Source organism: Lacrimispora brassicae (genome assembly GCF_054772055.1).
Window position 1 is genome coordinate 216,854 of record NZ_BRYH01000023.1, and the last position, 23,709, is coordinate 240,562.

At 40.9% G+C, this 23,709-nt stretch carries 20 protein-coding genes; 8 read left to right on the plus strand and 12 right to left on the minus strand.

What is annotated here, in order from left to right; genetic code table 11:
* The 4 genes from ACYVD3_RS11315 to ACYVD3_RS11330 all read right to left on the minus strand — a co-directional run bounded on the left by ACYVD3_RS11315 (position 1) and on the right by ACYVD3_RS11330 (position 3,664).
* Positions 1–213 (minus strand): hypothetical protein, encoded by a 213-nt coding sequence (locus ACYVD3_RS11315; RefSeq protein ID WP_460642620.1) that lies wholly within the window; start codon positions 211–213, stop codon positions 1–3.
* A gap of 195 nt (positions 214–408) precedes the next feature.
* Positions 409–954 carry an antirestriction protein ArdA gene (locus ACYVD3_RS11320; RefSeq protein ID WP_460642621.1) on the minus strand — a complete coding sequence of 182 codons (546 nt, stop codon included), beginning with the start codon at positions 952–954 and terminating at the stop codon, positions 409–411.
* A 222-nt stretch (positions 955–1,176) separates the two neighbouring features.
* A complete protein-coding gene (locus ACYVD3_RS11325) occupies positions 1,177–2,784 on the minus strand; it encodes a PHP domain-containing protein (protein WP_460642622.1) in 1,608 nt (535 codons plus the stop codon).
* Positions 2,785–2,803: 19 nt separating this feature from the next.
* A complete protein-coding gene (locus ACYVD3_RS11330; RefSeq protein ID WP_460642623.1) occupies positions 2,804–3,664 on the minus strand; it encodes a hypothetical protein in 861 nt (286 codons plus the stop codon).
* Positions 3,665–4,217: 553 nt separating this feature from the next.
* Between ACYVD3_RS11330 and ACYVD3_RS11335 the strand changes: the two genes are divergently transcribed.
* From ACYVD3_RS11335 to ACYVD3_RS11345, 3 genes are all read left to right on the plus strand, one after another.
* On the plus strand, positions 4,218–4,892 hold the full coding sequence (locus ACYVD3_RS11335) for a hypothetical protein (protein ID WP_460642624.1): 675 nt from the start codon (positions 4,218–4,220) through the stop codon (positions 4,890–4,892).
* 15 nt (positions 4,893–4,907) lie between these two features.
* A complete protein-coding gene (locus ACYVD3_RS11340) occupies positions 4,908–5,597 on the plus strand; it encodes a hypothetical protein (protein WP_460642625.1) in 690 nt (229 codons plus the stop codon).
* Positions 5,598–5,754: 157 nt separating this feature from the next.
* Positions 5,755–6,777: a replication protein gene (locus ACYVD3_RS11345; RefSeq protein WP_460642626.1), complete on the plus strand. Its 1,023-nt coding sequence runs from the start codon at positions 5,755–5,757 to the stop codon at positions 6,775–6,777.
* Positions 6,778–7,145: 368 nt separating this feature from the next.
* Here the strand turns inward: ACYVD3_RS11345 and ppdK are convergent, their stop codons facing one another.
* The 3 genes from ppdK to ACYVD3_RS11360 form a co-directional block, all read right to left on the minus strand.
* Positions 7,146–9,773 carry a pyruvate, phosphate dikinase gene (ppdK, locus tag ACYVD3_RS11350; protein WP_460642627.1) on the minus strand — a complete coding sequence of 876 codons (2,628 nt, stop codon included), beginning with the start codon at positions 9,771–9,773 and terminating at the stop codon, positions 7,146–7,148.
* A gap of 265 nt (positions 9,774–10,038) precedes the next feature.
* On the minus strand, positions 10,039–10,320 hold the full coding sequence (locus tag ACYVD3_RS11355) for a hypothetical protein (RefSeq protein WP_460642628.1): 282 nt from the start codon (positions 10,318–10,320) through the stop codon (positions 10,039–10,041).
* Positions 10,321–10,330: 10 nt separating this feature from the next.
* The gene (locus ACYVD3_RS11360) at positions 10,331–10,564 is read right to left on the minus strand and encodes a hypothetical protein (protein WP_460642629.1); all 234 of its coding nucleotides are present in this window, start codon (positions 10,562–10,564) and stop codon (positions 10,331–10,333) included.
* 234 nt (positions 10,565–10,798) lie between these two features.
* Here ACYVD3_RS11360 and ACYVD3_RS11365 point away from each other — a divergent pair, with 234 nt between their 5' ends.
* The 5 genes from ACYVD3_RS11365 to ACYVD3_RS11385 all read left to right on the plus strand — a co-directional run bounded on the left by ACYVD3_RS11365 (position 10,799) and on the right by ACYVD3_RS11385 (position 16,549).
* Positions 10,799–11,968, plus strand: a complete 1,170-nt coding sequence (locus ACYVD3_RS11365; RefSeq protein ID WP_460642630.1) for a BMP family lipoprotein — start codon at positions 10,799–10,801, stop codon at positions 11,966–11,968.
* Positions 11,969–12,249: 281 nt separating this feature from the next.
* The gene (locus ACYVD3_RS11370) at positions 12,250–13,785 is read left to right on the plus strand and encodes an ABC transporter ATP-binding protein (protein ID WP_460642631.1); all 1,536 of its coding nucleotides are present in this window, start codon (positions 12,250–12,252) and stop codon (positions 13,783–13,785) included.
* Positions 13,782–14,891 (plus strand): ABC transporter permease, encoded by a 1,110-nt coding sequence (locus ACYVD3_RS11375; protein ID WP_460642632.1) that lies wholly within the window; start codon positions 13,782–13,784, stop codon positions 14,889–14,891. The genes ACYVD3_RS11370 and ACYVD3_RS11375 overlap by 4 nt, the downstream gene beginning before the upstream one ends.
* On the plus strand, positions 14,888–15,841 hold the full coding sequence (locus ACYVD3_RS11380; RefSeq protein ID WP_460642633.1) for an ABC transporter permease: 954 nt from the start codon (positions 14,888–14,890) through the stop codon (positions 15,839–15,841). The genes ACYVD3_RS11375 and ACYVD3_RS11380 overlap by 4 nt, the downstream gene beginning before the upstream one ends.
* Before the next feature lie 237 nt (positions 15,842–16,078).
* The gene (locus ACYVD3_RS11385) at positions 16,079–16,549 is read left to right on the plus strand and encodes a cupin domain-containing protein (RefSeq protein ID WP_460642634.1); all 471 of its coding nucleotides are present in this window, start codon (positions 16,079–16,081) and stop codon (positions 16,547–16,549) included.
* A gap of 147 nt (positions 16,550–16,696) precedes the next feature.
* On the opposite strand, the gene ACYVD3_RS11390 is transcribed toward ACYVD3_RS11385, so the two are convergent.
* From ACYVD3_RS11390 to ACYVD3_RS11410, 5 genes are all read right to left on the minus strand, one after another.
* On the minus strand, positions 16,697–18,085 hold the full coding sequence (locus ACYVD3_RS11390) for a glycine--tRNA ligase (RefSeq protein WP_460642635.1): 1,389 nt from the start codon (positions 18,083–18,085) through the stop codon (positions 16,697–16,699).
* 14 nt (positions 18,086–18,099) lie between these two features.
* Positions 18,100–18,729: a hypothetical protein gene (locus ACYVD3_RS11395; protein ID WP_460642636.1), complete on the minus strand. Its 630-nt coding sequence runs from the start codon at positions 18,727–18,729 to the stop codon at positions 18,100–18,102.
* 250 nt (positions 18,730–18,979) lie between these two features.
* Entirely contained in the window at positions 18,980–19,645 is a 666-nt protein-coding gene (gene recO / locus ACYVD3_RS11400) for a DNA repair protein RecO (RefSeq protein WP_460642637.1), read from the minus strand.
* Between the two features lie 15 nt (positions 19,646–19,660).
* Positions 19,661–20,566, minus strand: coding sequence for a GTPase Era (era, locus tag ACYVD3_RS11405; protein WP_460642638.1), 906 nt, complete (start codon positions 20,564–20,566; stop codon positions 19,661–19,663).
* A gap of 172 nt (positions 20,567–20,738) precedes the next feature.
* A complete protein-coding gene (locus tag ACYVD3_RS11410) occupies positions 20,739–23,663 on the minus strand; it encodes an insulinase family protein (RefSeq protein WP_460642639.1) in 2,925 nt (974 codons plus the stop codon).
* Positions 23,664–23,709 lie beyond the last annotated feature (46 nt).

Consider the following 23,709-nt stretch of genomic DNA (forward strand, 5'->3'; position numbering starts at 1 on the left):
TTATAAATCCACCTTTCTAAAAACCATTTTTATAACAAACTTAATAGCAAGAACAATAAATTTCACTATAATTAGAAAAGAAGAGTTCCCATTTTGAGAACTCTCATCATACTTTTTCACTACATTTTTATAAGTTTGCTCATTAATTTTTCCTTGTTTATATAAGATTTTAATTAGCATTATCGCTGTTCTTGATGTGTCAATATTACTCATTTTATCGTTTATCTCCAAATTATTTATTTTGTAAAGTCAAATTTCAACTCTATAAATTTGTTATAATCTGAAAACTCAAAAAATGCCATAAAAAAATATAACTATTTTATTTTTGTTAAAAACTAATAAAGAAATAAATATTTTTCGTGAGATATGCCACTTGGAAATTTAATATTGTTCTGCTAGCATTTTGTGTCAAAGCTCTTCTAAATATCCAAACATTGTGAAGCTACCTCCCGAGTTGATTTTTTCATCTCTACCAAATTCTTCAAATTTTATGTATGGCTTAATAAAATCTGGTATTTCATAACTCTCTGTTTTTTCAATTAAATGATGTCCTAAATCTGCATCACTTTGGATATCCGTATGAAGAACAAAACAGTCCTTATGTTCCAACGCTTCTTCCAAATCATAAAAAAATTCGCCATCAATAATTGCATTAACTACATCTTGTTCGTGAATATTCAGTTTGTTGAAGACTCTTATTAAGCGATTCAGTCTGAATATATTTTCATATTCTGATGGCTCATATAACAAATCTGTCAAATCATAATCTGAAATAATAATATTATATTCTCCATCCTGACAATTCAATTTTTCCTTTAAAACTTTTGTTAAATTTTTATGATTATCACCAAGCTTTATCCATACCCCTACAACCATTCCTTCATTAAACGATTTTAAACTTTGAACAAATACCTTCATATTATTTTCTCCTTTGATATTTTTAATAAATGCCATATAGCACTTTTCTCTTTATCAATTTCCGCAAAAATGTAAAAGAGTTTTTTCATAATATATAATAAGCATTAAATGCTTTTTTATAACTAAATATTTGTGTTAGCACATTTTATCTTAATCGTTGATTACAACTCATCTATGAAATCAAAAAAACTAAAGGCTTGCAAAGCAATTCACTTTAGCCTTTAGTTTTTTTGAAAGAATAGATATGATAAATAACGATTACGATAAATTTTCCATCTGTTCCTTTATAAAATTATACACTTCATATCTTTCATAATTTATAGTTTTACAATCTTTAACAAAGATTACATCATAAAATAAAGAAGACAGTATTTTATACTCTGGAATTTGTTCAAATCGATTTTTCAAATTATCCATAATTTGAATTATATCTTGTTTTCTATTTTCTCCTTCCGTATATATTGTTATACGAAACTCATATGAATTTGTGTTGAATATATGCCACCATAAAATAAAGCAAGATTCAATTTTGGAAAATAGATTATCAAAAGTAAAACCTTGAGAACGGGTTTGAATAATTGCAAACTCAATAATATTTTTATGTTGTCCTTTCCCAATATGAGATATAAAAACACTTCTTTCACTTAAACTTGATAAAGTAATATTTTGTTCTTTAAATCTAACCAATCCATTCGCTTCAATTTTTTCATAAACAGGAAATTGAAAGTTTGTTCCAAGAATTTTAATTTTATCAGATTCAGATTTAATGTATTTTCTAAGTTCCTCAATATTGAAGTTGATTTCTTTTAATTCGTCAAAAGATTTATTCGTATCAGAATGTAAAAGTTTTTGATGATTTATTTTTAATATTTTTTGTTTTTCAAGAATCATATATAACAAATATTGATTTTTATACACTTCATTTTTATGCTCATGATAGAAAGAATATAGTAACTCTTTGTTTTCTCCTCTCATATAGTTGTTTGAAATAGATAATATAATATTTAGTATTTCTTGCAATACATCTTTCTTATTTTTTTCAGAAATAAAATCTTTTAAAAATGCAAAGGTCATTTTTTTACTTTTTGTTTCTTTTTTTAAGCAGTAGTGCAAAATACATGCTCTATATTTTCTGTATTCCATATCATTATCCAATTTTTCATATCCAAAGAAATTAATATTTTTTTCTGCAAATATCTGTGCTAATTCTTCGGAATATTTATTGACTGATAAAAATTTGCTGGTTTCTTCTTCTGTAATTTTTAATTCGTTTAAAATATCAATTCGTTCATTCTCTTTCTTTTCTAAATAGTCTTTATAAAGAAAATGTTTTAGAAATTGTAATCTACTATATTCTCTTCTTTCCTTTTTAGAAATGTTTTTAAATTCATCATATAGATAATTTGTCATAACCGAGAACACATAATTACTGGTAAGTTTAGATAATATTTTGTATTTTATTAAACTTTCACTTGGAAACTTATCATCATTTATTTGCACTTCTATAATATTTCCTTTCATGTAAATAGGATTATATTTAATATAGAATAAGCTGTTTTTAGTCAAACAAAAACACTTGCCAAACTCTCGGTCTATCTTACATGTAATATATTTCTTCTTTTCGAGTTTTATCATAATCTCTTCTATTTGCTGTTTGCCATAAGAAAAAGTAAATAATTCTACCATTTCTTCAAGAAAAAACACCTTGTGAAGATATATTATTTTTAAAATCATTTCCTCAATTAAATTAATATTTTTTGCAGGGTTATTCATATCTGGCATTATTCCAATGGTTCTTAATGTTTTTCTGATACGTTCATCAGTTTGTTTTTTATCATTTAAGACATTTTCAATGTATTGATTCATAAAAAATTCCTTTCATAATTTATACATATATTGTATGAGTTTGAGTGACCTGATCATATAGATAGTGGCGCTCTAAGTCCTCTTTTCCATAGGAATCAGTCACAATTTCTATCGTAAATCTGATTATGTTTGATTCTGATTGTTTAATAATTTCTTTCATACTGTTCATGTGGGTTTCCTCTTTTATATTGGTTTTATCAAAACACCGGAAACCCGCATGAATGCTAGCTTTTGACAAATTCTCAAGAAATTTGAAGCTTTCTTGCTTAGAACACAAGAAAGAAAAATCTGGAATGGAGTAGCGTTTTTCTTCTATAATAACGAGTGAGCGAGTTAAATTTTCCATTTTCTTAAGATATGTAATATTTTCCTGAAGTTTTTCTCTTAGTGATATCTCCGAAGAATTTTGCATTTGAAAATGCTGCTGATTCAGATTATTGATTTTTGATTCATACTCTTGCCTTTGTTTCTCTGTCCTCTGCTTAAATTCAGTACTTTTCTTATATTTCTGAAACTCCTTATCTATCTCAGTGCCTGTTTTAAACTGCCTATTCTGAATTATTTCTATCGGAATGCACTTAGCAACAGTTAATATCTTTTGACTATGTTGCAAGCTTGAGCCTTTCCCAAATTGGCTTCCTATCTGCTTTTCAATCTTGTTACGCAATAATTTTGTTCCCTGAAATACACCTTGACTTGTTTGCTTAATATAATTGCTGTTTTTTAACTGATAGAAGATATCTTTATTTCCAAGTTCATAAATGTTTTGTTTCGTTAATTTGTTTTCTGTTAATTGCAAAAAGTTTATCAATTGCTTTACTTTCGGATTTTGAAAATTAACTTTATTTCTATCTTTGTTTTTATTTTTTATATTTATCACCTCATTGTATATTGTAGATAATGAGGTGATAATTTATAAAAAAATGTGGTTGAACACCAACAAAGTAGAGAAAGCACTTCCACGCTAGCTAAAATTTCCAGTTTCTGTAAGGAAAATTTTTGTGAAATGAAATGAAACGAAAATAGGAAATCAAATTTATGTTCTATATAAATTTGCCCGTAGGGTTAAGCGTATTTTTCACAAAGTGAAAAACGTTTAAACCAGCTTTGTAAATATAAGTGAAACGTAATATTTACATTGCGTAGTTTATACGGCGTGGAGCAATAAAAAAGAATAGTATGACATTTTGGGGAAGGTAGTATTTGCCTATAATATAGCTGATTAGATATGTTTAGAAAAGTATAATTATATGTAGATTTTTAAACTATACTTTTTTGATTATGGAAACATAAATATTCAAATATAAAAAATTGAAACATTATATTATTAAATTAAATTAATATGGAAAAGCATTTTATTGAATTTTTTGATGATTAATGGTAAAATATGAGTGAAAAAAATATATAAATCACTTTTGAATAGGGAGGTATGTATGAAGAAGATAAATATTTTTATAACGTTTGCACTATCAGCCACATTTACTTTATCCACATTCATTATTGCTCATGCTGGAATATGGCATAAAGATAATAATGGTTGGAAATATCAGAATGAAAATAATCAAGATGTAACTGGTTGGATTTTAGACAACGAAAAGTATTATTACATAGGTGACGATGGATATATGTTGTCTGATACAATTAGTCCAGACGGTTATAAACTTTTAAGTGATGGAAGTTGGGACGGGGCTTTAATTACTGGTAATTGGGGAGTTAGCACTAGTGTTGTAGAAGAAATAAGAAAACAAGGAGATTCAATTGCTAATGAATTAAGAGCTTCTGGAAGACCAGTAGAAAATAGCGTTCTACATGTTTATGAAAATAAAGCTACTTTCGATATTGAAACTGGTGCTCCTAACATTGAATTAATTAAAAATGGTGGAGAATGTCAATTAAATATTTACGTAAGATTACAGTCTTATAATAAAAAAGGATTAAAAGAATTGTTAAAATTAACTGGTTCTAATTCCGACCAGTTGTATGAAGCTATTTTCCAGAGCTATGAAACATCGGGAAGCAAAATCAACTATGAAACATTTGAAATTATTGGTAATCATCAGGTTAAAGCAGTAAAAAATTCCAACTATATGACTTACATTATTAGATAGTCAGAAAGGAAAAATATGAAAAAGAATAAATGTTTATTTGCCTTACTTTTAACAACAGGGTTGGTTATTGCCACAACTATTATTTCCTATGCTGGAACATGGGAACAAGATACTAAAGGTTGGAAGTATATAAATGAAAATGGAAGCTACGCAACTGGTTGGATTATAGATAACGAAAAATATTATTATTTAGGAAACGATTATTATATGCTTGCCGACAAAGAAACTCCTGATGGATATTTTGTAGATAATAAGGGCGAATGGAAGAATGTAATAGGAGATTCTAATAAAGATTATAAATCTGGAAATTGGAATGTATCAAGTGAAACTGTTTCAGATATTACATTACAAGGTAAAAAACTTTTAGATGAAGCAAAAAGTGCTGGTATGTCAGTTGGTGACAGAACACAACTTATTTCAGTTTATACCAATCAAGCCATTTATGGGAATGATGGAATTATTTTAACTAAAACTTCTGATGGTTATACTGTTGATATTGGTGTACGTCTTACAAATTCTGTAAATCAAAAAGGTTTAAAGGAATTATTAAGATTAACAGGTAAAAATTATGAAGAATTATATAATGAACTATATAATTCATTTGAAGGTGATTCCAATATAAATCATAATGATTATGTTCAAGCTGGCAGCTATCAGATTAAGGCTATAAAAAATGGTAATAGCATTACTTATTTGATTAAATAAGCATCTAAAAGTCCAAGATTCGTACTTGGGCTTTTTTTTATTTTAATCAACCTTTCAAATACTTGTAATTTAAGAATAACTTTGTATAATATAGTGAAACTAAAAAACTATATTTGAAAGGAGCATTTATATCGAAGGAGTAAAAAGCAACAAATGGTTGCTAACAATTAATAATCCAGAAGAAAAAGGAATAAGCGATGACATCATTAAAACCATATTAGCCGACTTAAAATCTGTGACTTATTATTGTATGTCTCATGAGATTGGATTAAAAGAAAAAACATCTCATATACATATATTTATATACGCTAAAAGTACGATACGCTTTTCTACTGTTAAAAATAGATTTGAAATCGCCCACATTGATAAAGCAGAAGGAACTGTTAAACAAAACAGAGATTATGTTTTTAAGATCGGAAAATGGAAAGGTAATGAAAAAGAAGATACAAATTTAAAAGATACACACTTTGAATTTGGCATAATACCAGAAGAATCCCAAGGGAAAAGGAATGATTTAAAAGCTTTGTATCATCAAATAAAAGATGGAAAAAGCAATTATGAACTGTTGGAAATTAATTGTGATTACGCCAGTAAGCTTGATACCATCAACAAAATAAGACAAACCGTCCTTGAAGAAAAGTTTAAGAATACATTCCGACAATTAGAAGTAACATATATATATGGAAAAACTGGAGCAGGAAAAACAAGAAGTATTATGGAGCAATACGGTTATGAAAATGTATTTAGAGTTATAAACTATCAGCACCCCTTTGACAGTTATCAGCAACAGGATGTTATTATCTTTGAAGAATTCAGGTCTGACTTGAAAATTGGGAGTATGTTGACTCTGCTGGACGGGTACCCTCTTAATCTGCCTTGCCGATATGCAGATAAAGTTGCTTGTTATACTAAAATCTATATTATCAGCAATATATCTCTAAACGAGCAATACAAGAACATTCAAACCGAACAACCAGAGAGTTATAACGCTTTCATTAGACGAATTAATACAGTAAAAATTTATACTGACACAAATACCTGTAAGCAGTTCACTACGGAAGAATACTTTAATCCGACATCTATTGAAGATATTAAAGGCTTTGTCCATAATGATATACTTGACACAGAAGCACTTCCGTTTCCCATAGAAGAAGATATTGATAAACAGGACAACAATTAAACATTGAATATATATGACTGGATCAATGACGATCCAGTCTTTTTTCGCCATAGAAGTGGCGAGATGCCAAGGAAGTTATTTGATTAGAAACTCTGTATGTACAAGGCACTGGGAGTTTTGCCAAAAAAGTTAAAAAGATGGTCAAATATAGGCAGAGCCTTGTGTTGAGTATAAATGCCAAAGAAGTTGTCTAGGGTAATACTACGCCTAGACAACTTCTTTTAAAAGCCATTTATTATTTTATCTTACATACACGTTTACAAGAATATCATGCCATTGACTTCGTCTTAAATACTTTCCAGACTTTTCCCGAAATAGCCTTGCTTTTTCGTAGTCAATTAAGAGGTTAAACACAAAAATGCGTTCGCCTATCTTTGGTTCAACGCCGCCTGCGCTGCTGCCAGCTTTGCAATCGGCACACGGAATGGAGAACAGGACACATAATCCAGACCGATCTTATGGCAGAATTCTACGGAAGAAGGATCTCCGCCGTGCTCGCCGCAGATACCAACATGCATGTCCGGACGAATGCTCTTGCCTAACTTGATTGCTGTCTCCATAAGCTTGCCAACACCGATCTGATCCAGCTTTGCAAATGGGTCGCTCTCAAAGATCTTGGTGTCATAGTAAGCATTTAAGAACTTGCCTGCATCGTCACGGGAGAAGCCGTAGGTCATCTGAGTTAAGTCATTGGTACCAAAGCAGAAGAATTCCGCTTCTTTGGCAATCTCATCAGCGGTCAGGCATGCTCTTGGGATCTCGATCATGGTACCCACTTCATACTTTAAGCTGCTTCCTGCTGCTGCGATCTCTGCATCAGCAGTCTCAACAACGATCTTCTTAACAAACTTTAATTCCTTCTCATCGCAGATCAGCGGGATCATGATCTCCGGGCAAACGTTCCAGTCAGAATGTGCTTTCTGTACGTTGATGGCTGCGCGGATCACTGCCTTTGTCTGCATTCTTGCAATCTCAGGATAGGTAACTGTCAGACGGCATCCACGGTGTCCCATCATTGGGTTGAACTCGTGTAAAGAATCGATGATGCTCTTGATCTGAGCCACGGTCTTGCCCTGTGCGTCTGCCAGCTTCTTAATATCATCTTCCTCTGTTGGAACGAACTCATGAAGAGGCGGATCTAAGAAACGGATGGTAACAGGATTTCCTTCCAAAGCTTCGTAAAGTGCCTCAAAGTCGCCCTGCTGTACCGGAAGGATCTTTTCCAGTGCTGCTTCTCTCGCTTCAACGGTATCGGAGCAGATCATCTCACGGAATGCGTCGATTCTGTCTCCTTCAAAGAACATATGCTCGGTACGGCAAAGACCGATTCCCTCTGCGCCCAGTTCTCTTGCTTTCCTTGCATCAGCCGGTGTATCCGCATTGGTTCTTACTTTCAGCCTTCTGTATTTGTCTGCCCATGCCATGATTCTTCCAAACTCTCCGATAATGGAAGCATCTACGGTAGGGATAACGCCGTCATAAATCTTTCCTGTGGAACCATCAAGAGAAATCCAGTCTCCTTCATGGTATTCCTTGCCAGCCAGGGTGAATTTCTTGTTCGCTTCATCCATAACGATTTCGGAACAGCCGGATACACAGCATGTCCCCATACCGCGGGCAACAACGGCTGCATGAGAAGTCATACCACCGCGTACGGTTAAGATACCCTGAGCGGCTTTCATTCCTTCAATGTCTTCCGGAGAAGTCTCAAGACGAACCAGAACCACCTTCTCGCCTCTTTCATGCCATGCCTTTGCTTCGTCTGCTGTAAATACGGCCTTGCCGCATGCAGCTCCCGGAGATGCTGCCAGAGCCTTTCCAATTGGTTCTGTCCTCTTTAATGCTTCTGTATCAAACTGAGGATGGAGTAAGGTATCCAAGTTTCTGGGATCAATCATCTTAACTGCCTTTTCCTCTGAAATCATGCCTTCGTCAACCAAGTCACAAGCAATGGTTAAAGCAGCCTTAGCTGTTCTCTTGCCGTTACGGGTCTGAAGCATGTAAAGCTTTCTATCTTCAATGGTAAATTCCATATCCTGCATATCTCTGTAATGATCTTCCAGCTTGTCGCAGATTCCTATGAACTGCTCATAAGCTTCCGGCATAACTTCCTTTAACTGCTCGATCTTCTGAGGAGTACGGATACCGGCAACTACGTCCTCGCCCTGTGCGTTCATTAAGAACTCACCCATAAGGTGTCTTTCTCCGGTTGCTGGGTCACGGGTAAATGCAACGCCGGTACCAGAGGTCTCGCCCATGTTTCCGAAGGCCATCATCTGAACGTTAACGGCAGTACCCCAGGAGTATGGGATATCGTTGTCGCGGCGGTATACGTTTGCTCTTGGGTTGTTCCAGGAACGGAAAACAGCCTTGATAGCTTCCATGAGCTGTACCTTTGGATCTGCCGGGAATTCAACTCCGATCTTCTCCTTGTATTCAGCCCTGAACTGATGAGCAAGCTCTTTTAAATCCTCAGCCGTTAAATCTACGTCCTCTGTAATGCCCTTTTCTTCTTTCATCTTATCAATGAGCTCTTCAAAGAACTTCTTGCCAACCTCCATAACTACATCGGAGAACATCTGGATAAATCTGCGGTAGCAGTCATAGGCCCAACGCGGATTGCCGGATTTTGCAGCCAGAACTTCCACTACTTCTTCATTTAAACCAAGGTTTAAGATGGTGTCCATCATACCGGGCATGGATGCTCTTGCACCGGAACGAACAGAAACCAGAAGAGGATTTTCCTTATCACCAAATTTCTTTCCGGTGATCTCTTCCATCTTTGTGATGTGCTCCATGATCTGGTTCATGATCTCATCATTGATCTTTTCGCCATCCTCATAGTACTGAGTACAAGCCTCTGTTGTTATGGTAAATCCCTGGGGAACTGGAAGACCTAAATTTGTCATCTCTGCCAAATTGGCGCCTTTTCCTCCTAACAGGTTTTTCATGCTTGTATTACCTTCGGTAAACAAATAAACCCATTTTCTTGCCATAAGTATATTTCCTCCTCAAAATGTGTTGGTTGTTCGGCTCTTCTGCCGGTTCCTTTTGCGGAAAAGCCCTGCAGATATTATAGCATAATTCAAACGCTAGTAAAGGGGGTTTCTGTAATTATTGCCAAAAATTAGCTCTTTTTTCAATACAATTGTTCTGAAAGTGCTTCCATATTCTGTCTTTTTCTGATATGCGATTTTGATTCGTATATGCGAATATTATGTCAAAAAACTACTATCATTCCCCACTTTTATTAAGATAATTTCAGGAATTTTCAGGCAAGACAGACTTCTGTTTTTTCAGCAATATCAGGCCGGTTACAAGAGTCAAAAGCTCTGCTGCCGGCATGACGGCCCATATCCCGTTCACTCCCATTGCCATTGGAAGGAGGAATACAAGAACACTGCTTAAGATAAGCCCTCTCATCAGGCAGATGAACAAGGCATTGCCCGGCCTTAACACGGACTGGAACCAGGTGCTGAACAAAATATTGAATCCCATGGGAAGAAATGACAGGAAATAGATTCTGACAGCAGGGACCGACATGGCCAAAATCTCATCCGTGGGCTCCTCCCCCCACCCTAAACAGCATTCCGGTCCCAAAAAACAGGCTGTATAAAGGCAGGAGAAGGTTTAAGGCAGCAATGCCGATGGCGCCTACTCCACGACCGATCATCAGGGTATCAGCCAGTATATATATAGAAGTGACCAAAGTGGCACTGATGGAAGGCATCAGATACCTTAAGAACAATTTCTTCACCGGTTCTTCCAGCAGGTTTGATTTCTTCATATACATCCTCCTTTTTTTAAGTCTTTTACCAGTTTATCATTATTTTCTTAAATAACAAGTGAAACCAGGAAAGATATGCCTTGTAACCAAGCCTGGGAATATATTTCATAAAATACTTGGCTGTTTTTTGATTTTTTCTGTAAAATAACACCAAATGAGATTGTTTCTGGAACAAAAATGTGATACATTAATGGTATCTCTAAATTAATCAATAACAGGAGGAAAATCAAGATTATGAAAAAGAGAGCATTAGCATTAGTTATGGCAGCTATGATGGCTGCAACCTTAAGTGGATGCGGTTCTTCCAAACCAGACGGCGGCGCTACAACTGCCGCACCTGCGGAAACCACAACTGCTGCCGGAAAAACAGCAGAAACAACCGCTGCAGCCTCAGAAAAGTCCGAAAATGGATACGAGCTTGCATTGGTTACAGACTTAGGGACTATCGATGATAAGTCCTTTAACCAGGGTGCATGGGAAGGCATGAAAAAGTATGCGGAGGAAAACAAGCTTTCCTACAAGTACTACCAGCCCCAGGAAGGTACTACAGATTCCTATCTTGAGACCATCGGCCTTGCTATCGAAGGCGGCGCCAAGTTAGTTGTTTGCCCCGGATTTTTATTTGAAGAGCCTGTGTTCCTTGCCCAGGAGCAGTACAAGGACGTACATTTCATCCTTCTGGATGGCGAGCCTCACAATGCCGACTATTCAGAATTCAAAACAGAGGCTAATGTAATGCCTATCCTGTTCCAGGAAGATGAGCCTGGATTCTTAGCTGGCTATGCAGCAGTAAAAGACGGCTATACAAAGCTTGGTTTCTTAGGCGGTATGGCAGTTCCTGCTGTTATCCGTTACGGCTACGGCTTTGCTGAGGGCGCTGACTATGCAGCAAAGGAAATGGGAATCGATAGCGTGGAAATCATGTACAACTACACAGGCGCATTTGCTGCTACTCCGGAAGCACAGTCTATGGCAGCTTCCTGGTACCAGAACGGAACCGAAGTAATCTTCGGATGCGGCGGTGCCGTTGGTAACTCCGTAATGGCTGCGGCAGAAGAAAAGAGCACAAAGGTAATCGGCGTTGACGTTGACCAGAGCTACGAATCCAATACTGTCATCACCTCTGCCATGAAAGAGCTGTCTGTTTCCGTATACGACGGAGTAAAGGCATTCTATGACAATGCTTTCCCAGGCGGAAAAACCAGTATCTTCTCTGCTAAGAACGATGGTATCGGACTTCCTATGGAAACTTCCAAATTCACCAAGTTCACACAGGCCGATTATGACGCCATCTTTACTCAGTTAAAAGACGGTAAGATCGAACTGGTACAGCCTTCCCAGGATAACAACAATCCAACGGTTGACTTAAAGCTTGAAAAGACAAAAATTACCTTTGTAGAATAATCTGCAAAAGAATCGCCCTTGGGGCATACCTTTATGCCCGTTAAAACCGGGTGTACTCTGCCCAGAAAGCGTGGGCAATAAAGAGGAACGCCCTTCGGGCATACCTTTGTGCCCAGAAAGCGTGGGCAATAAAGAGGAAAGGAGATGCCGTTTGACTCACCAGTCAGAACAGATCTGGTCTCTTACGGCATCTCTTTTTTATTTTCTAAAAAGCAGAAACATACCAAGGCATATTTTATTAACCAGGTCCCATAGACAGGTACCGAATTAAGGGGGATTTTATGGATTACATTATTGAGATGCTTCACATCACAAAAGAATTTCCTGGTATCATCGCCAATGATGACATCACTCTTCAATTAAAGAAAGGTGAAATACACGCCCTGCTTGGTGAAAACGGTGCGGGAAAATCCACGCTTATGAGTGTCTTATTCGGCCTGTACCAGCCGGAAAAAGGCGTCATCAGGGTAAGGGGTAAGGATGAAAAGATCACCGGTCCTCTGGATGCCAATACTTTGGGGATTGGCATGGTTCACCAGCATTTTAAGCTGGTAGAGAATTTTACCGTGCTCCAGAATATTGTTCTGGGCATTGAAACCACGAAACGCGGGTTCTTAAAAATGGATGATGCCCGAAAAAAAGTAATGGATTTAAGCGAGAAATACAAATTATTCGTGGATCCGGATGCAGTCATATCGGATATTACCGTAGGAATGCAGCAAAGGGTCGAAATATTAAAAATGCTTTATCGTGACAACGAGATCATGATTTTTGACGAACCCACTGCGGTTCTTACTCCTCAGGAAATTGATGAACTGATGCAGATCATGAAAGACCTGGTAAAGGAAGGAAAGTCCATCCTGTTCATCACCCACAAGCTTAATGAAATCAAGGCGGTTGCGGACCGCTGTTCTGTCCTGCGCCGCGGTAAATATATTGGAACGGTAGATGTAGCAGATACAACGCCTGAAGAAATGTCGGAGATGATGGTTGGCCGCAAGGTGAACTTAACCGTTGACAAAAGTCCTTCCAAGCCCGGAGACATTGTGCTGGAAGTAAAGGACCTTTCTGTTGAGGCGAAAAGGGAAGGCCAGACAAAGAAACTGGTGCATGATGTTTCCTTAAAGGTAAGAAGAGGTGAAATCGTCTGTATCGCCGGCATTGACGGCAACGGCCAGACAGAGCTTATTCATGCCATTACCGGTATCTCTGACATGAGCACCGGAACTGTCACCATCAACGGGGAAGACATGACGAAAAAAAGCATCCGCTACAAAAACACCCATGGATTGTCCCATATACCGGAAGACCGGCACAAACACGGCCTTGTTCTGGATTATAACCTGGCCTATAACCTGGTCCTTCAGCAGTATTTTGAAAAGGATTTCCAAAGCGGTACGTTCTTAAAAAATGACAAGATTTATGAATATGCGGATAAACTGGTCCAGGATTACGATATAAGAAGCAGCGAAGGCCCCTTTACCACCACCCGAAGCATGTCCGGCGGCAATCAGCAAAAGGCCATCGTAGCACGGGAGATCTCAAAAACTCCCGATATCCTTCTGGCGGTTCAGCCCACCAGAGGCTTAGACGTGGGTGCCATTGAATACATCCACAAACAGCTTGTAAAGCAAAGAGATGCGGGAGCGGCTATCCTCCTGGTATCTCTGGAATTAGATGAAGTCATGAATTTAAGCGACCGGATTCTGGTCATATTTGAAGGCGGAATCGTAGCCGACTTAGATCCCAAGAACGTCACGGTTCAGGAACTGGGTCTTTATATGGCAGGCGCAAAGAAGGAAGGTGGCAAATCATGAAACCAAAACAGATAAAGGACCATACAGGCATTCTCTCTTCTGTCTTTGCCATTGTGCTTGGATTAATCGTAGGCCTGATCATTCTGTTCCTCTGCAATCCGAAGCAGGCGCTTCCCGGATTTGCAACAATTTTAACAGGCGCATTTACCCATGGGGCCAAGGGAGTTGGACAGGTATTTTATTATGCCACCCCCATCATCCTGACCGGTCTTTCCGTAGGATTTGCTTTTAAAACAGGGCTTTTCAACATCGGAACTCCCGGCCAGTTCATTATGGGCGGATTTGGTGCCGTCTATGTAGGAATCCTCTGGACTTCCTTAGGACCGGCCCACTGGATGGCGGCCCTTCTTGCAAGCGTTATCATGGGTGCGATATGGGGTCTTGTTCCGGGACTTTTAAAGGCTTATTTTAACGTCAATGAAGTAATCGCCTCCATTATGATGAACTACATCGGCATGTATCTGGTAAACTGGATCGTAAAAAGCTATAAACCCTTATTCAATAACCTGCGCAATGAATCCCGGAATGTGGCCGCAACTGCCAATATTCCAAAAATGGGCCTTGATAAGATATTCCCAGGTTCCAGCGTAAACGGCGGAATCCTCATTGCCATCATTACGGTGATCCTGATCTGGGTCCTCTTAAACAAGACCACCTTTGGCTATGAATTAAAAGCTGTTGGCTTTAACCGGGATGCCAGCAAATATGCCGGTATCAATGAAAAAAAGAGCATCATCCTGTCCATGATGATCGCAGGAGCCATTGCCGGACTTGCAGGTGGACTTTTGTACCTGGCAGGCACCGGAAAGCACATTGAGATCAAGGATGTTCTGGCATCGGAAGGCTTTACCGGAATTTCCGTTGCTTTGCTGGGCTTAAGCAACCCCATCGGAGTTCTCTTCTCCGGCATCTTTATCGCATACTTAACAGCCGGGGGATTTTACTTACAGTTGCTGGAATTTTCAACGGAAATCATCGATATCATCGTTGCAGTTATCATCTATTTCAGCGCCTTTGCCCTTATGGTAAAGATCATTCTTTCTAAAATAAATAAGCAGAAAGAAGCAAAAACAGACGCAGCGAAGGAAGGAGGAATGAAATCATGAACGTAATTTATTTCATTTTCCAGCAGACCATGTATTTCATGATTCCTCTCATGATCGTAGCCTTGGGAGCCATGTTCTCCGAGCGAAGCGGCATCATCAACATCGCATTGGAAGGAATCATGACCATGGGAGCCTTTACCGGGATCCTGTTCATTCATGTTACAGGCAGCTCCATGAGCGGACAACTCCAGCTCATCATTGCAGTGCTGATCTCCATGGCCACTGGCATGGTGTTTTCCTTGTTCCACGCCTACGCTTCCATTAATATGAAGTCCAATCAGGTAATCAGCGGTACTGCATTAAATATGTTTGCCCCCGCCTTTGCTATTTTTGTGGCCCGTGTTATCCAGAACGTACAGCAGGTGCAGTTTAACAACACCTTCCGCATTATATCTGTTCCGGTATTGGGAAAGGTTCCGTTCTTCGGCCCTCTCCTGTTCCAGAACGCTTATATCACCACTTACATCGGCATCGGGATCTTTGTACTCTCAGCCGTTGTCCTTTATAGAACCCGGTTTGGCTTAAGGCTCCAGGCCTGCGGCGAGCATCCTCAGGCAGCCGATTCCGCCGGTATTAACGTATACCACATGCAGTATGCAGGCGTTCTGATTTCCGGCGCTCTTGGCGGGCTTGGGGGACTGGTCTTTGTGGTTCCCACCTCCACCAACTTTAACGCAGACGTAGCCGGGTACGGATTCCTGGCTCTGGCCGTTTTGATCTTCGGCCAGTGGAAGCCGGTAAACATCATGCTTGCCTCTCTGTTTTTCGGACTTATGAAGGCTATTGCATCCGCTTATTCCGGAATCCCGTTCTTAAACTCAATAGGCATTCCAAGCTATTTCTATAAGATGGTGCCTTATATCATCACATTGGTTGTGCTGATCTTCACCTCCAGAAACTCTCAGGCCCCTAAGGCAGAGGGTATTCCTTACGATAAGGGACAGAGGTAAAAGAGAAAAAGGCAGCCGCAAAAAGAGAATCCACTTCGGATCTTCCTTTTGCGGCTGCCTCTTTTTTATTCTGCCGCCTCTATCTTCTTTCCTTATGGACGGTTCCCCGCCCCCTAATCAGAATCTGCGGCCGCCCTTAATAATTCCTCTCATATCTGAGGATTTTATCCCCAATACCAGTCACCTGGAAAAGGCAATGCCATATAATACATTACAATGCACGAAAAGAGTGAGCCTATGATACCCTATAACTGCTTTACCTGCCAGTCTAACTGCATATCGGACAATTCTTATCTTACCTGGGATGCGAATGACTACGGGCCGGCGCCGCTTGTGCTGAACATCGTCCATGATACCCTTCGGAACCCTTCCTTCCGCACCACCCGATGGACCGGAAACCACATGCAGCTTACTCTCATGAGCATCCCAGTGGATGGGGATATCGGTCTGGAAAATCATTCGGAGGTGGATCAGTTCATCCGGGTGGAACGAGGAGAAGGGCTGCTGCTCATGGGGGACAGTCCCTATAATCTTTCTATTCAGCAGTCTGTCAATAGTAACTGCGCCGTTCTCATCCCTGCAAATACCTGGCATAATATTATAAATACCGGTCAAGAGCCATTAAAGCTTTATTCCATCTATGCTCCCATACAGCATTCTCATGGAACGGTCCATTGGAAAAAAGCGGATTCAGAAGCAGAGGAATAGCCGTAAAAAACAAAGAATCCGGCAAGAAGGCTCTTGTGTCGGAAGACGGCTGTTTTATAATTAAAAAAGTGCAGGAATGAGACAATCAGCCTCAGCCTGCACTTTTTTCATGAAATTGCTGCTGCCCGTCAGAAGGAAGCAGTATGTCTAGAAACGGAACTTATCTTCAAAATAGCTTTTCAGCTCTGCAATGGGAACTCTTACCTGATCCATGGTGTCACGGTCACGGACGGTTACCGCAAAGTCCTCTTCTGAATCAAAATCATAGGTAACACAGAACGGAGTACCGATCTCATCCTGTCTTCTATAACGCTTTCCGATGTTGCCTCTGTCATCGAATTCACAGTTATAATATTTGCGAAGCTCTTCATATACCTTTTCTGCGCCATCGTTCAGCTTCTTAGAAAGAGGCAGCACGCCGATTTTTACAGGAGCAATGGCTGGATGGAAATGAAGCACTGTACGCACATCTCCTTCTGCAATCTCCTCCTCGTCGTATGCGGCGCAAAGGAATGCAAGGGTTACGCGGTCAGCTCCAAGAGACGGCTCCACAACATAAGGAATGTACCGCTCCTTTTTCTCGTCGTCAAAATATGTCAGATCCTGTCCGGAAGTGCTCTGGTGCTGGTTCAGGTCGTAATCTGTTCTGTCTGCAATTCCCCATAACTCGCCCCAGCCGAATGGGAACAGGAATTCAATGTCAGAGGTTGCCTTGCTGTAAAAGGAAAGTTCTTCCTTCTCATGGTCCCTGACACGCATCTCATCGTCCTTGATCCCAAGGGTCTGCAGCCAGTTGATGCAGAATTCTTTCCAGTATGCAAACCATTCCAGATCTGTATCCGGCTCACAGAAAAATTCCAGCTCCATCTGCTCAAATTCCCTGGTGCGGAAGGTGAAGTTTCCCGGTGTGATCTCGTTGCGGAAGGATTTACCGACCTGTGCGATTCCAAAAGGAATTTTCTTGCGGGAGGTTCTCTGGACGTTCTTGAAGTTTACGAAAATACCCTGGGCTGTCTCAGGCCTTAAGTACACGGTGTTCTTTGCATCCTCCGTAACTCCCTGGAAGGTTTTGAACATTAAGTTAAACTGGCGGATATCTGTAAAATCATGCTTTCCACAGCTTGGGCAGCAGATGTTCTTCTCATCGATGTAGCTCTTCATCTCTTCCTGGGACCAGGCATCCACAGAACCTTCGATGGTGATGCTGTTCTCAGCCATATAATCTTCAATCAGTTTATCTGCACGGAAACGCTCTTTACATGCCTTGCAGTCCATCAAAGGGTCGGAAAAGCCGCCTAAATGTCCGGAGGCGATCCAGGTCTGGGAATTCATCAATATGGCGCAGTCAACGCCCACATTGTAGGGACTCTCCTGAACAAATTTCTGCCACCATGCTTTTTTCACATTGTTCTTCAGTTCTACGCCTAAGTTGCCGTAATCCCAGGTATTGGCAAGTCCGCCGTAAATCTCGGAGCCAGGATATACAAATCCTCTTGATTTTGCAAGTCCCACAATCTTTTCCATTGTCTTTTCCATGATCTTAACCTCTCTTATTTAAATATGATGTAATTTTTCCCTTGCGCTGTCTGAACGGTATAGTGATCCTTTATAACTACATTATCGGAAACAAATAAAAGCTTTCCCTGGGTTTGTACCGTCACCGGCTGTTTTGTCTCCAAAACGATTGCAAAGCATTCCCCTCTGCTGGACAATGCCTTTTTTTCTGCCGGTTTCCCATCAGAGGCCTTTACAAAAGCCACTCCTTCCGTCTCACTCTGCCCCAATACATCAGACAAAGGGGTCACGGCAATGGAATCTACCTGATTTTCCTTATCCTCATACTCAGAAGCAAAACCTACAAGATCGTTTCCTGACCCATAACGAAAGATCATGGTGGCGTTCCCTTTTTCCAGAGTACAGGAATCCAGGATTACGGCTCCCTGTCCATGAGCTTCGTTATATTGGGAAACGGCTTCTTCCAGATAAGCCTTTAATTCATCCGCACGATAATAATCCTGTTCCGCATAGGCTTCCACCGTGGAAGTCTGAAGGGTTCCTTCTTCCGTTACATAGATTCTGCTGCTCTCTCCGTTTAAGGTGGCGCCGCCGCTCTTGCCTATGCAGCCTGTCAGCATTATGGCTGCCAGGAAAGTTGACAGAATCGCTTTCTTTTTTTTCATTCTTTTCCCTCCTGCATTGAATCTGCAGTGCAGCAGATTCACACTGCTATCATGCATCCGTAGGACTCACACTGTTACCATGCATCCGCAGTGCAGCCAGTGAATCCGCAGGATTCACTGGCTCACGGGCATTCGCCCTATGAATCAGGACACGGAAAAATTTTCTTATGTGCAAGCACAACGAAAATTTTTCCGTGTCCTGATTCGCACTGCTCATAGCTTTCTTGAACATTATACCAAATCCCACTGTTCATTTCAATACTTTCACTCCTGTCATGGTCTGTAAAATCTCAAGGGAGTGAAATTCCCGGTCTACATAGCGTTTCTTATTGATTTCTACGCAGCGGCTGAATTCCTCTAAAACCGGTTCCGTCAGGGTGAAGGTGTAAAGATGCTCTGCTGGGGAGGCGATTACATATTCCCATGTATAGCCTGCGGAATCACTGACAGGGCAAGGGGGTTTTTCTGTATATTCTCCGTTTAGCACCATGGCTTTCAGTTCAAAGACCCTCTGGACCAGCTCATTTTTCAGGGCCGGTTTTAAAAGGGCCCGTATGGATTGGTAAAGAAGCTTCAAAAGCCCTGTTCCATCCATGTTCTCCCGGGCATAATAATCGGCCAGCTCCAGAAAATAAGAACCATAGCAGGCCCCTTCCATATCCAGGGACAGCCCTTCAAAATAATTGGTGATCTCCGTGGATCGAAGGGTATAGGAATCTCTGCCCTCATACAGGGAAAACTGCCCGAAGGCAAAGGGGCGGCTTACCGCCATAAAAAGACTTCCCGGTCTTCTGGCCCCTCTGGCAAATACGGTGATCTTTCCTCTTTCCCTGGTAAGTATCACAAGGCGCTTATCCATTTCTCCAACCGGGGCCACCCTGATCACCATCCCCGTCATGGTTTCAACTTCTCTCAATTCCTACCACCACTTTTAAATGTCTTTTTCATTGTATCCATAATTTTTCATATACAGCTCGCTGTCACGCCATTCCTTCCGCACCTTTACCCAAAGCTGTAAATTTACCTTTGTATCCATCAGGCCTTCTATTTCCCTGCGGGCACCGCTTCCGATTTTCTTAAGCATGGAACCGCCTTTTCCAATGATGATCCCTTTGTGGGAATCACGCTCGCAGACAATTTCAGCTTCAATATCCATAATGCCGTTATCCCGCTCCTTCATCTTCTCTATGGTCACTGCGATCCCGTGAGGAATCTCGTCGTTTAAAAGACGAAGGGCCTTTTCCCTGATAAGCTCCGCTGAAATCTGGCGCATAGGCTGGTCTGTCACCGTATCTTCATCGTAATACTGAGGACCCGCCGGAAGATATTTATAAATAAGCTCCAGCATGAGATCCGTATTCTTATCCTTTAAAGCGGAAACCGGCACGATTTCAGCAAACTGGCAAACATCCTTATACGTGCTTATAAAGGTCAGGATATCCTCCTGATTTTTCACCGTATCAATCTTGTTGATAACCAGGATCACAGGAGTTTTTACCTGGTTTAGCTGCTCTGCAATATGCCTCTCTCCTGCACCGATGTAGGTGGTTGGCTCCACCAGCCAGAGCACTACATCTACTTCCTTTAAGGTGCGCTCTGCAACGCTTACCATATATTCTCCAAGCTTGTTCTTTGCCTTATGGATCCCGGGAGTATCAAGGAAAATGATCTGCCCTCTTTCATCCGTATACACGGTCTGGATCCGGTTTCTGGTGGTCTGGGGCTTATCGGAAGTTATTGCGATCTTCTGACCGATGAGATGATTCATTAGTGTGGACTTTCCAACGTTGGGACGCCCGATCAGGGTAACGAAACCTGATTTAAAATTGTTTTCCATATAGGTTCTCCTTTCCTCTTTCATGTCCATGTTTTTTGGACATAGAGGTATGCCTGTAAGGCATTTCCTCTTTTTCATCCATGATTTTCGGACATAGAGGTATGCCTGCAAGGCGTTTCCTCTTTTTCGTCCATGATTTTCGGACATAGAGGTATGCCTGCAAGGCGTTTTATCATGAGTGGAACAGGTTCCTGGTCTCCCCGAACAGCTCCTTATCCGCGGCCATTCTGTCTTCATTTCCAATGACGCAGAGGCTTCCCGTATTCAGAACGGTTTTTACAAGAGGAGCCAAACTGCGGATGTCTTCCTGAGTGGCGTTTAATACCTCTTCCCGCTCTTTTTCCATCATCTCCCCGTCCACGCCGGATAAATAGGCGGAAAGACCGCGGTTTCCTCTGGTAGACGGAGGGTATGGCACATCCATATCGCTGATGGTACCGATAACATACTTTGTCATATCCCGGTCTGATGCCTGGAAGTTCTTTAAATACTCCACGATTCCGTCATAGATCCGGTTTGTTTCTCCTACATTGGGATCACGGTAGGAGGTGAAATATCCTTCTCCTGAACGTCCAAATCCGCTCATACAGCCATAGGCCCCGCCCTTTACCCTTAAATTGAGCCACAGGTAATCATAGCTTAAAATGACCTTTAATATTTTAAGCGCTCCGGTATACTCCTGGCCGCTGCCTGCAAAGGTTCCGCATCTGGCCACATAATTGACCTGGGAAGCCGTGTAGAAGCCTTCGTTTCTGTTTCCTGCCCTATAAGCAAAGGGATAATGTTTTTCCTCTCCTTCAGGCAGCACGTCAATAAGCTTCTTTAACGCCTCAGGAAGCAGCTTATAGCCTTCCTCATCTGCCGTATAGCTGACCAGCATGTTTTTGTCGGTAAAAAGCTTTTTCATGACCGCTTTCAGCCGTTCAATGATCTTCTTTTTATTGGAAGAATATTCTTTTTCCAGATTTTCTAAAAATTCATAGTATCCGATCCCGCCGGTCAAATCGTTAAAGCAGGAGGTAGCGGAAAAATAGGAAGTGGCTCTGGCGACCGCTGCCGAATGGCAGGAGCCTTCCAGCTTCATTCTGGCCCTTGACCTGGTTTCACTGATGATTTCTCCTACCCGCTTTTCATCATCTAAAATAGAGCGGGTCAGGATCTCACTCAGAATAGAGAAGCCAAAATCCAGCTTCTCATAAAGCACTCTGGCGCTTGCCACGAAAAACCCTTTAAACTCTCCCTTGTTCTTCAAGTCAGGATAAGAGGTCACACTGAAGCTGACGCCGCCGCTGTTTAAATGGATCTCACTGGTCAGATCCCCATAGGTAAAGTTTTCCGTATTCACATACCCTAAAAGGGATTTTAAAAATCCCACATAAGGCAGATCCTCGGCAGGAACTGCGGAGGTATCAAACAGCACCTTTAAGTACCCGATTCCAGAGGTAAACATCTCATGATGGATCACCTTGACGCCATGGGCAGATTTTTCCTTCCATATGATCTCCTCCGGCTCTCTGGTGATGTCTTCTCTCCGAAGCATAGGAATCTTTTCCAAAGCCTCCTGGGGAGAGGGAGTTTCCTGGTATTCCCTTAAGGCCTTGGTCTCTTCCATCAGCCGGAGAAGCTCCTCCTGGGAAAGAGAGGCCTTATAAGCGGCCAGTTTTTTTGCCACCTTCTCCTCTTCCGTTGCCGTTAAATTCTTTTTGGGGCTTACGGTTAAGAAAGCTTCAAAAGGATTATCCAGAAGATATTCCCTGATGAGCTGTTCAAAATATCCGTCATCAACCACTTTTTTCAGATAATTAAAAATTTCCTGATATTCCAGGTGCATGATGGGATCTCCGTCATAGAGCCAGCTATCCATGCATTGAAGCCCATACATCAGACCCTTTGGCGCTGAACCGTAATCTGCTTCCCGGTAGCGGAATTCATAATAGTTCATTCCGGCTTTCAGGCTCCTCTTGTTAATGCCTTCATCCGCAAGCTTTCTCAAGGTCCCTTTTACAACGGCGAGGAATTCCCCTCTCTGCTCCTTGTTGGCATTTTTGGCAATGACGGAGAAATAAGGCTGAAGAATGCCGTTGTCATATCCACCTAAAATGTCCTGGCCGATCCCGGCGTCAATGAGCGCCTGCTTTAAGGGTGCGCCCGGAGCATCCAAAAGGGTGTATTCCAGGATCTGAAAAGCGATATAAAGCTTAGGATCCAGGCCAGTCCCCACTGCCGTGCTGATGGAAAGATAGGTGGCATTTTCTTCGGATTGCCCTTCGGTGATGGAATAGAAGGTCTCTGCCTCCACCGGCTGTAAAAAGGGCTTCTGCCTTGGAATTCTGGAATCAATGGCTATTTCATCGTATTGGCTTAGATATCTTTCATCCAGCCATGCCAGTTTTTCTGCCATATCCATATCCCCATAGAGGTAAATATAGCTGTTGGATGGATGATAATATCTCTTATGAAAAGCCAGAAAATTCTCATAGGTCAGGTCCGGAATAAAGGCAGGATCACCCCCTGATTCCTGGCCGTAGCAGTTATCCGGGAAAAGGGTTTTCCTGGTGTAACGGTCCAGCACTTCTTCCGGGGAAGAAAATGCGCCCTTCATCTCATTATATACCACTCCATTGTAAATCAAGTCAGATGACTGGCTTTCCAACTCATAATGCCAGCCCTCCTGCTTAAAAATCTTCGGTTCATTATAAATATTGGGATGAAACACTGCATCCAGGTACACGTTCATTAAATTCTGAAAATCCTTGTCATTGCAGCTTGCTACCGGGTATACGGTTTTATCAGGATAGGTCATGGCATTGAGGAAGGTGTTAAGGGAACCCTTCACCAGTTCCACAAACGGATCTTTCACCGGAAACTGATCCGACCCGCAGAGCACGCTGTGCTCCAGAATATGGGCAACTCCTGTGCTGTCTGACGGCGGAGTACGGAATCCAATGGAAAATACCTTGTTTTCATCCTCGCAGGATATGCAAAAAATCCTGGCCCCGCTTTTTTTATGGCGGAGTACACATCCGGATGCTTTGATCTCTTTAATTACTTTTTCTTCCACAACCTCATAGGCTGCAAGATTTTTAAATTGATTCATTCTGTGTTTTTTCCTCCTGCATGTTCATATTATACGTAAGTCCGTA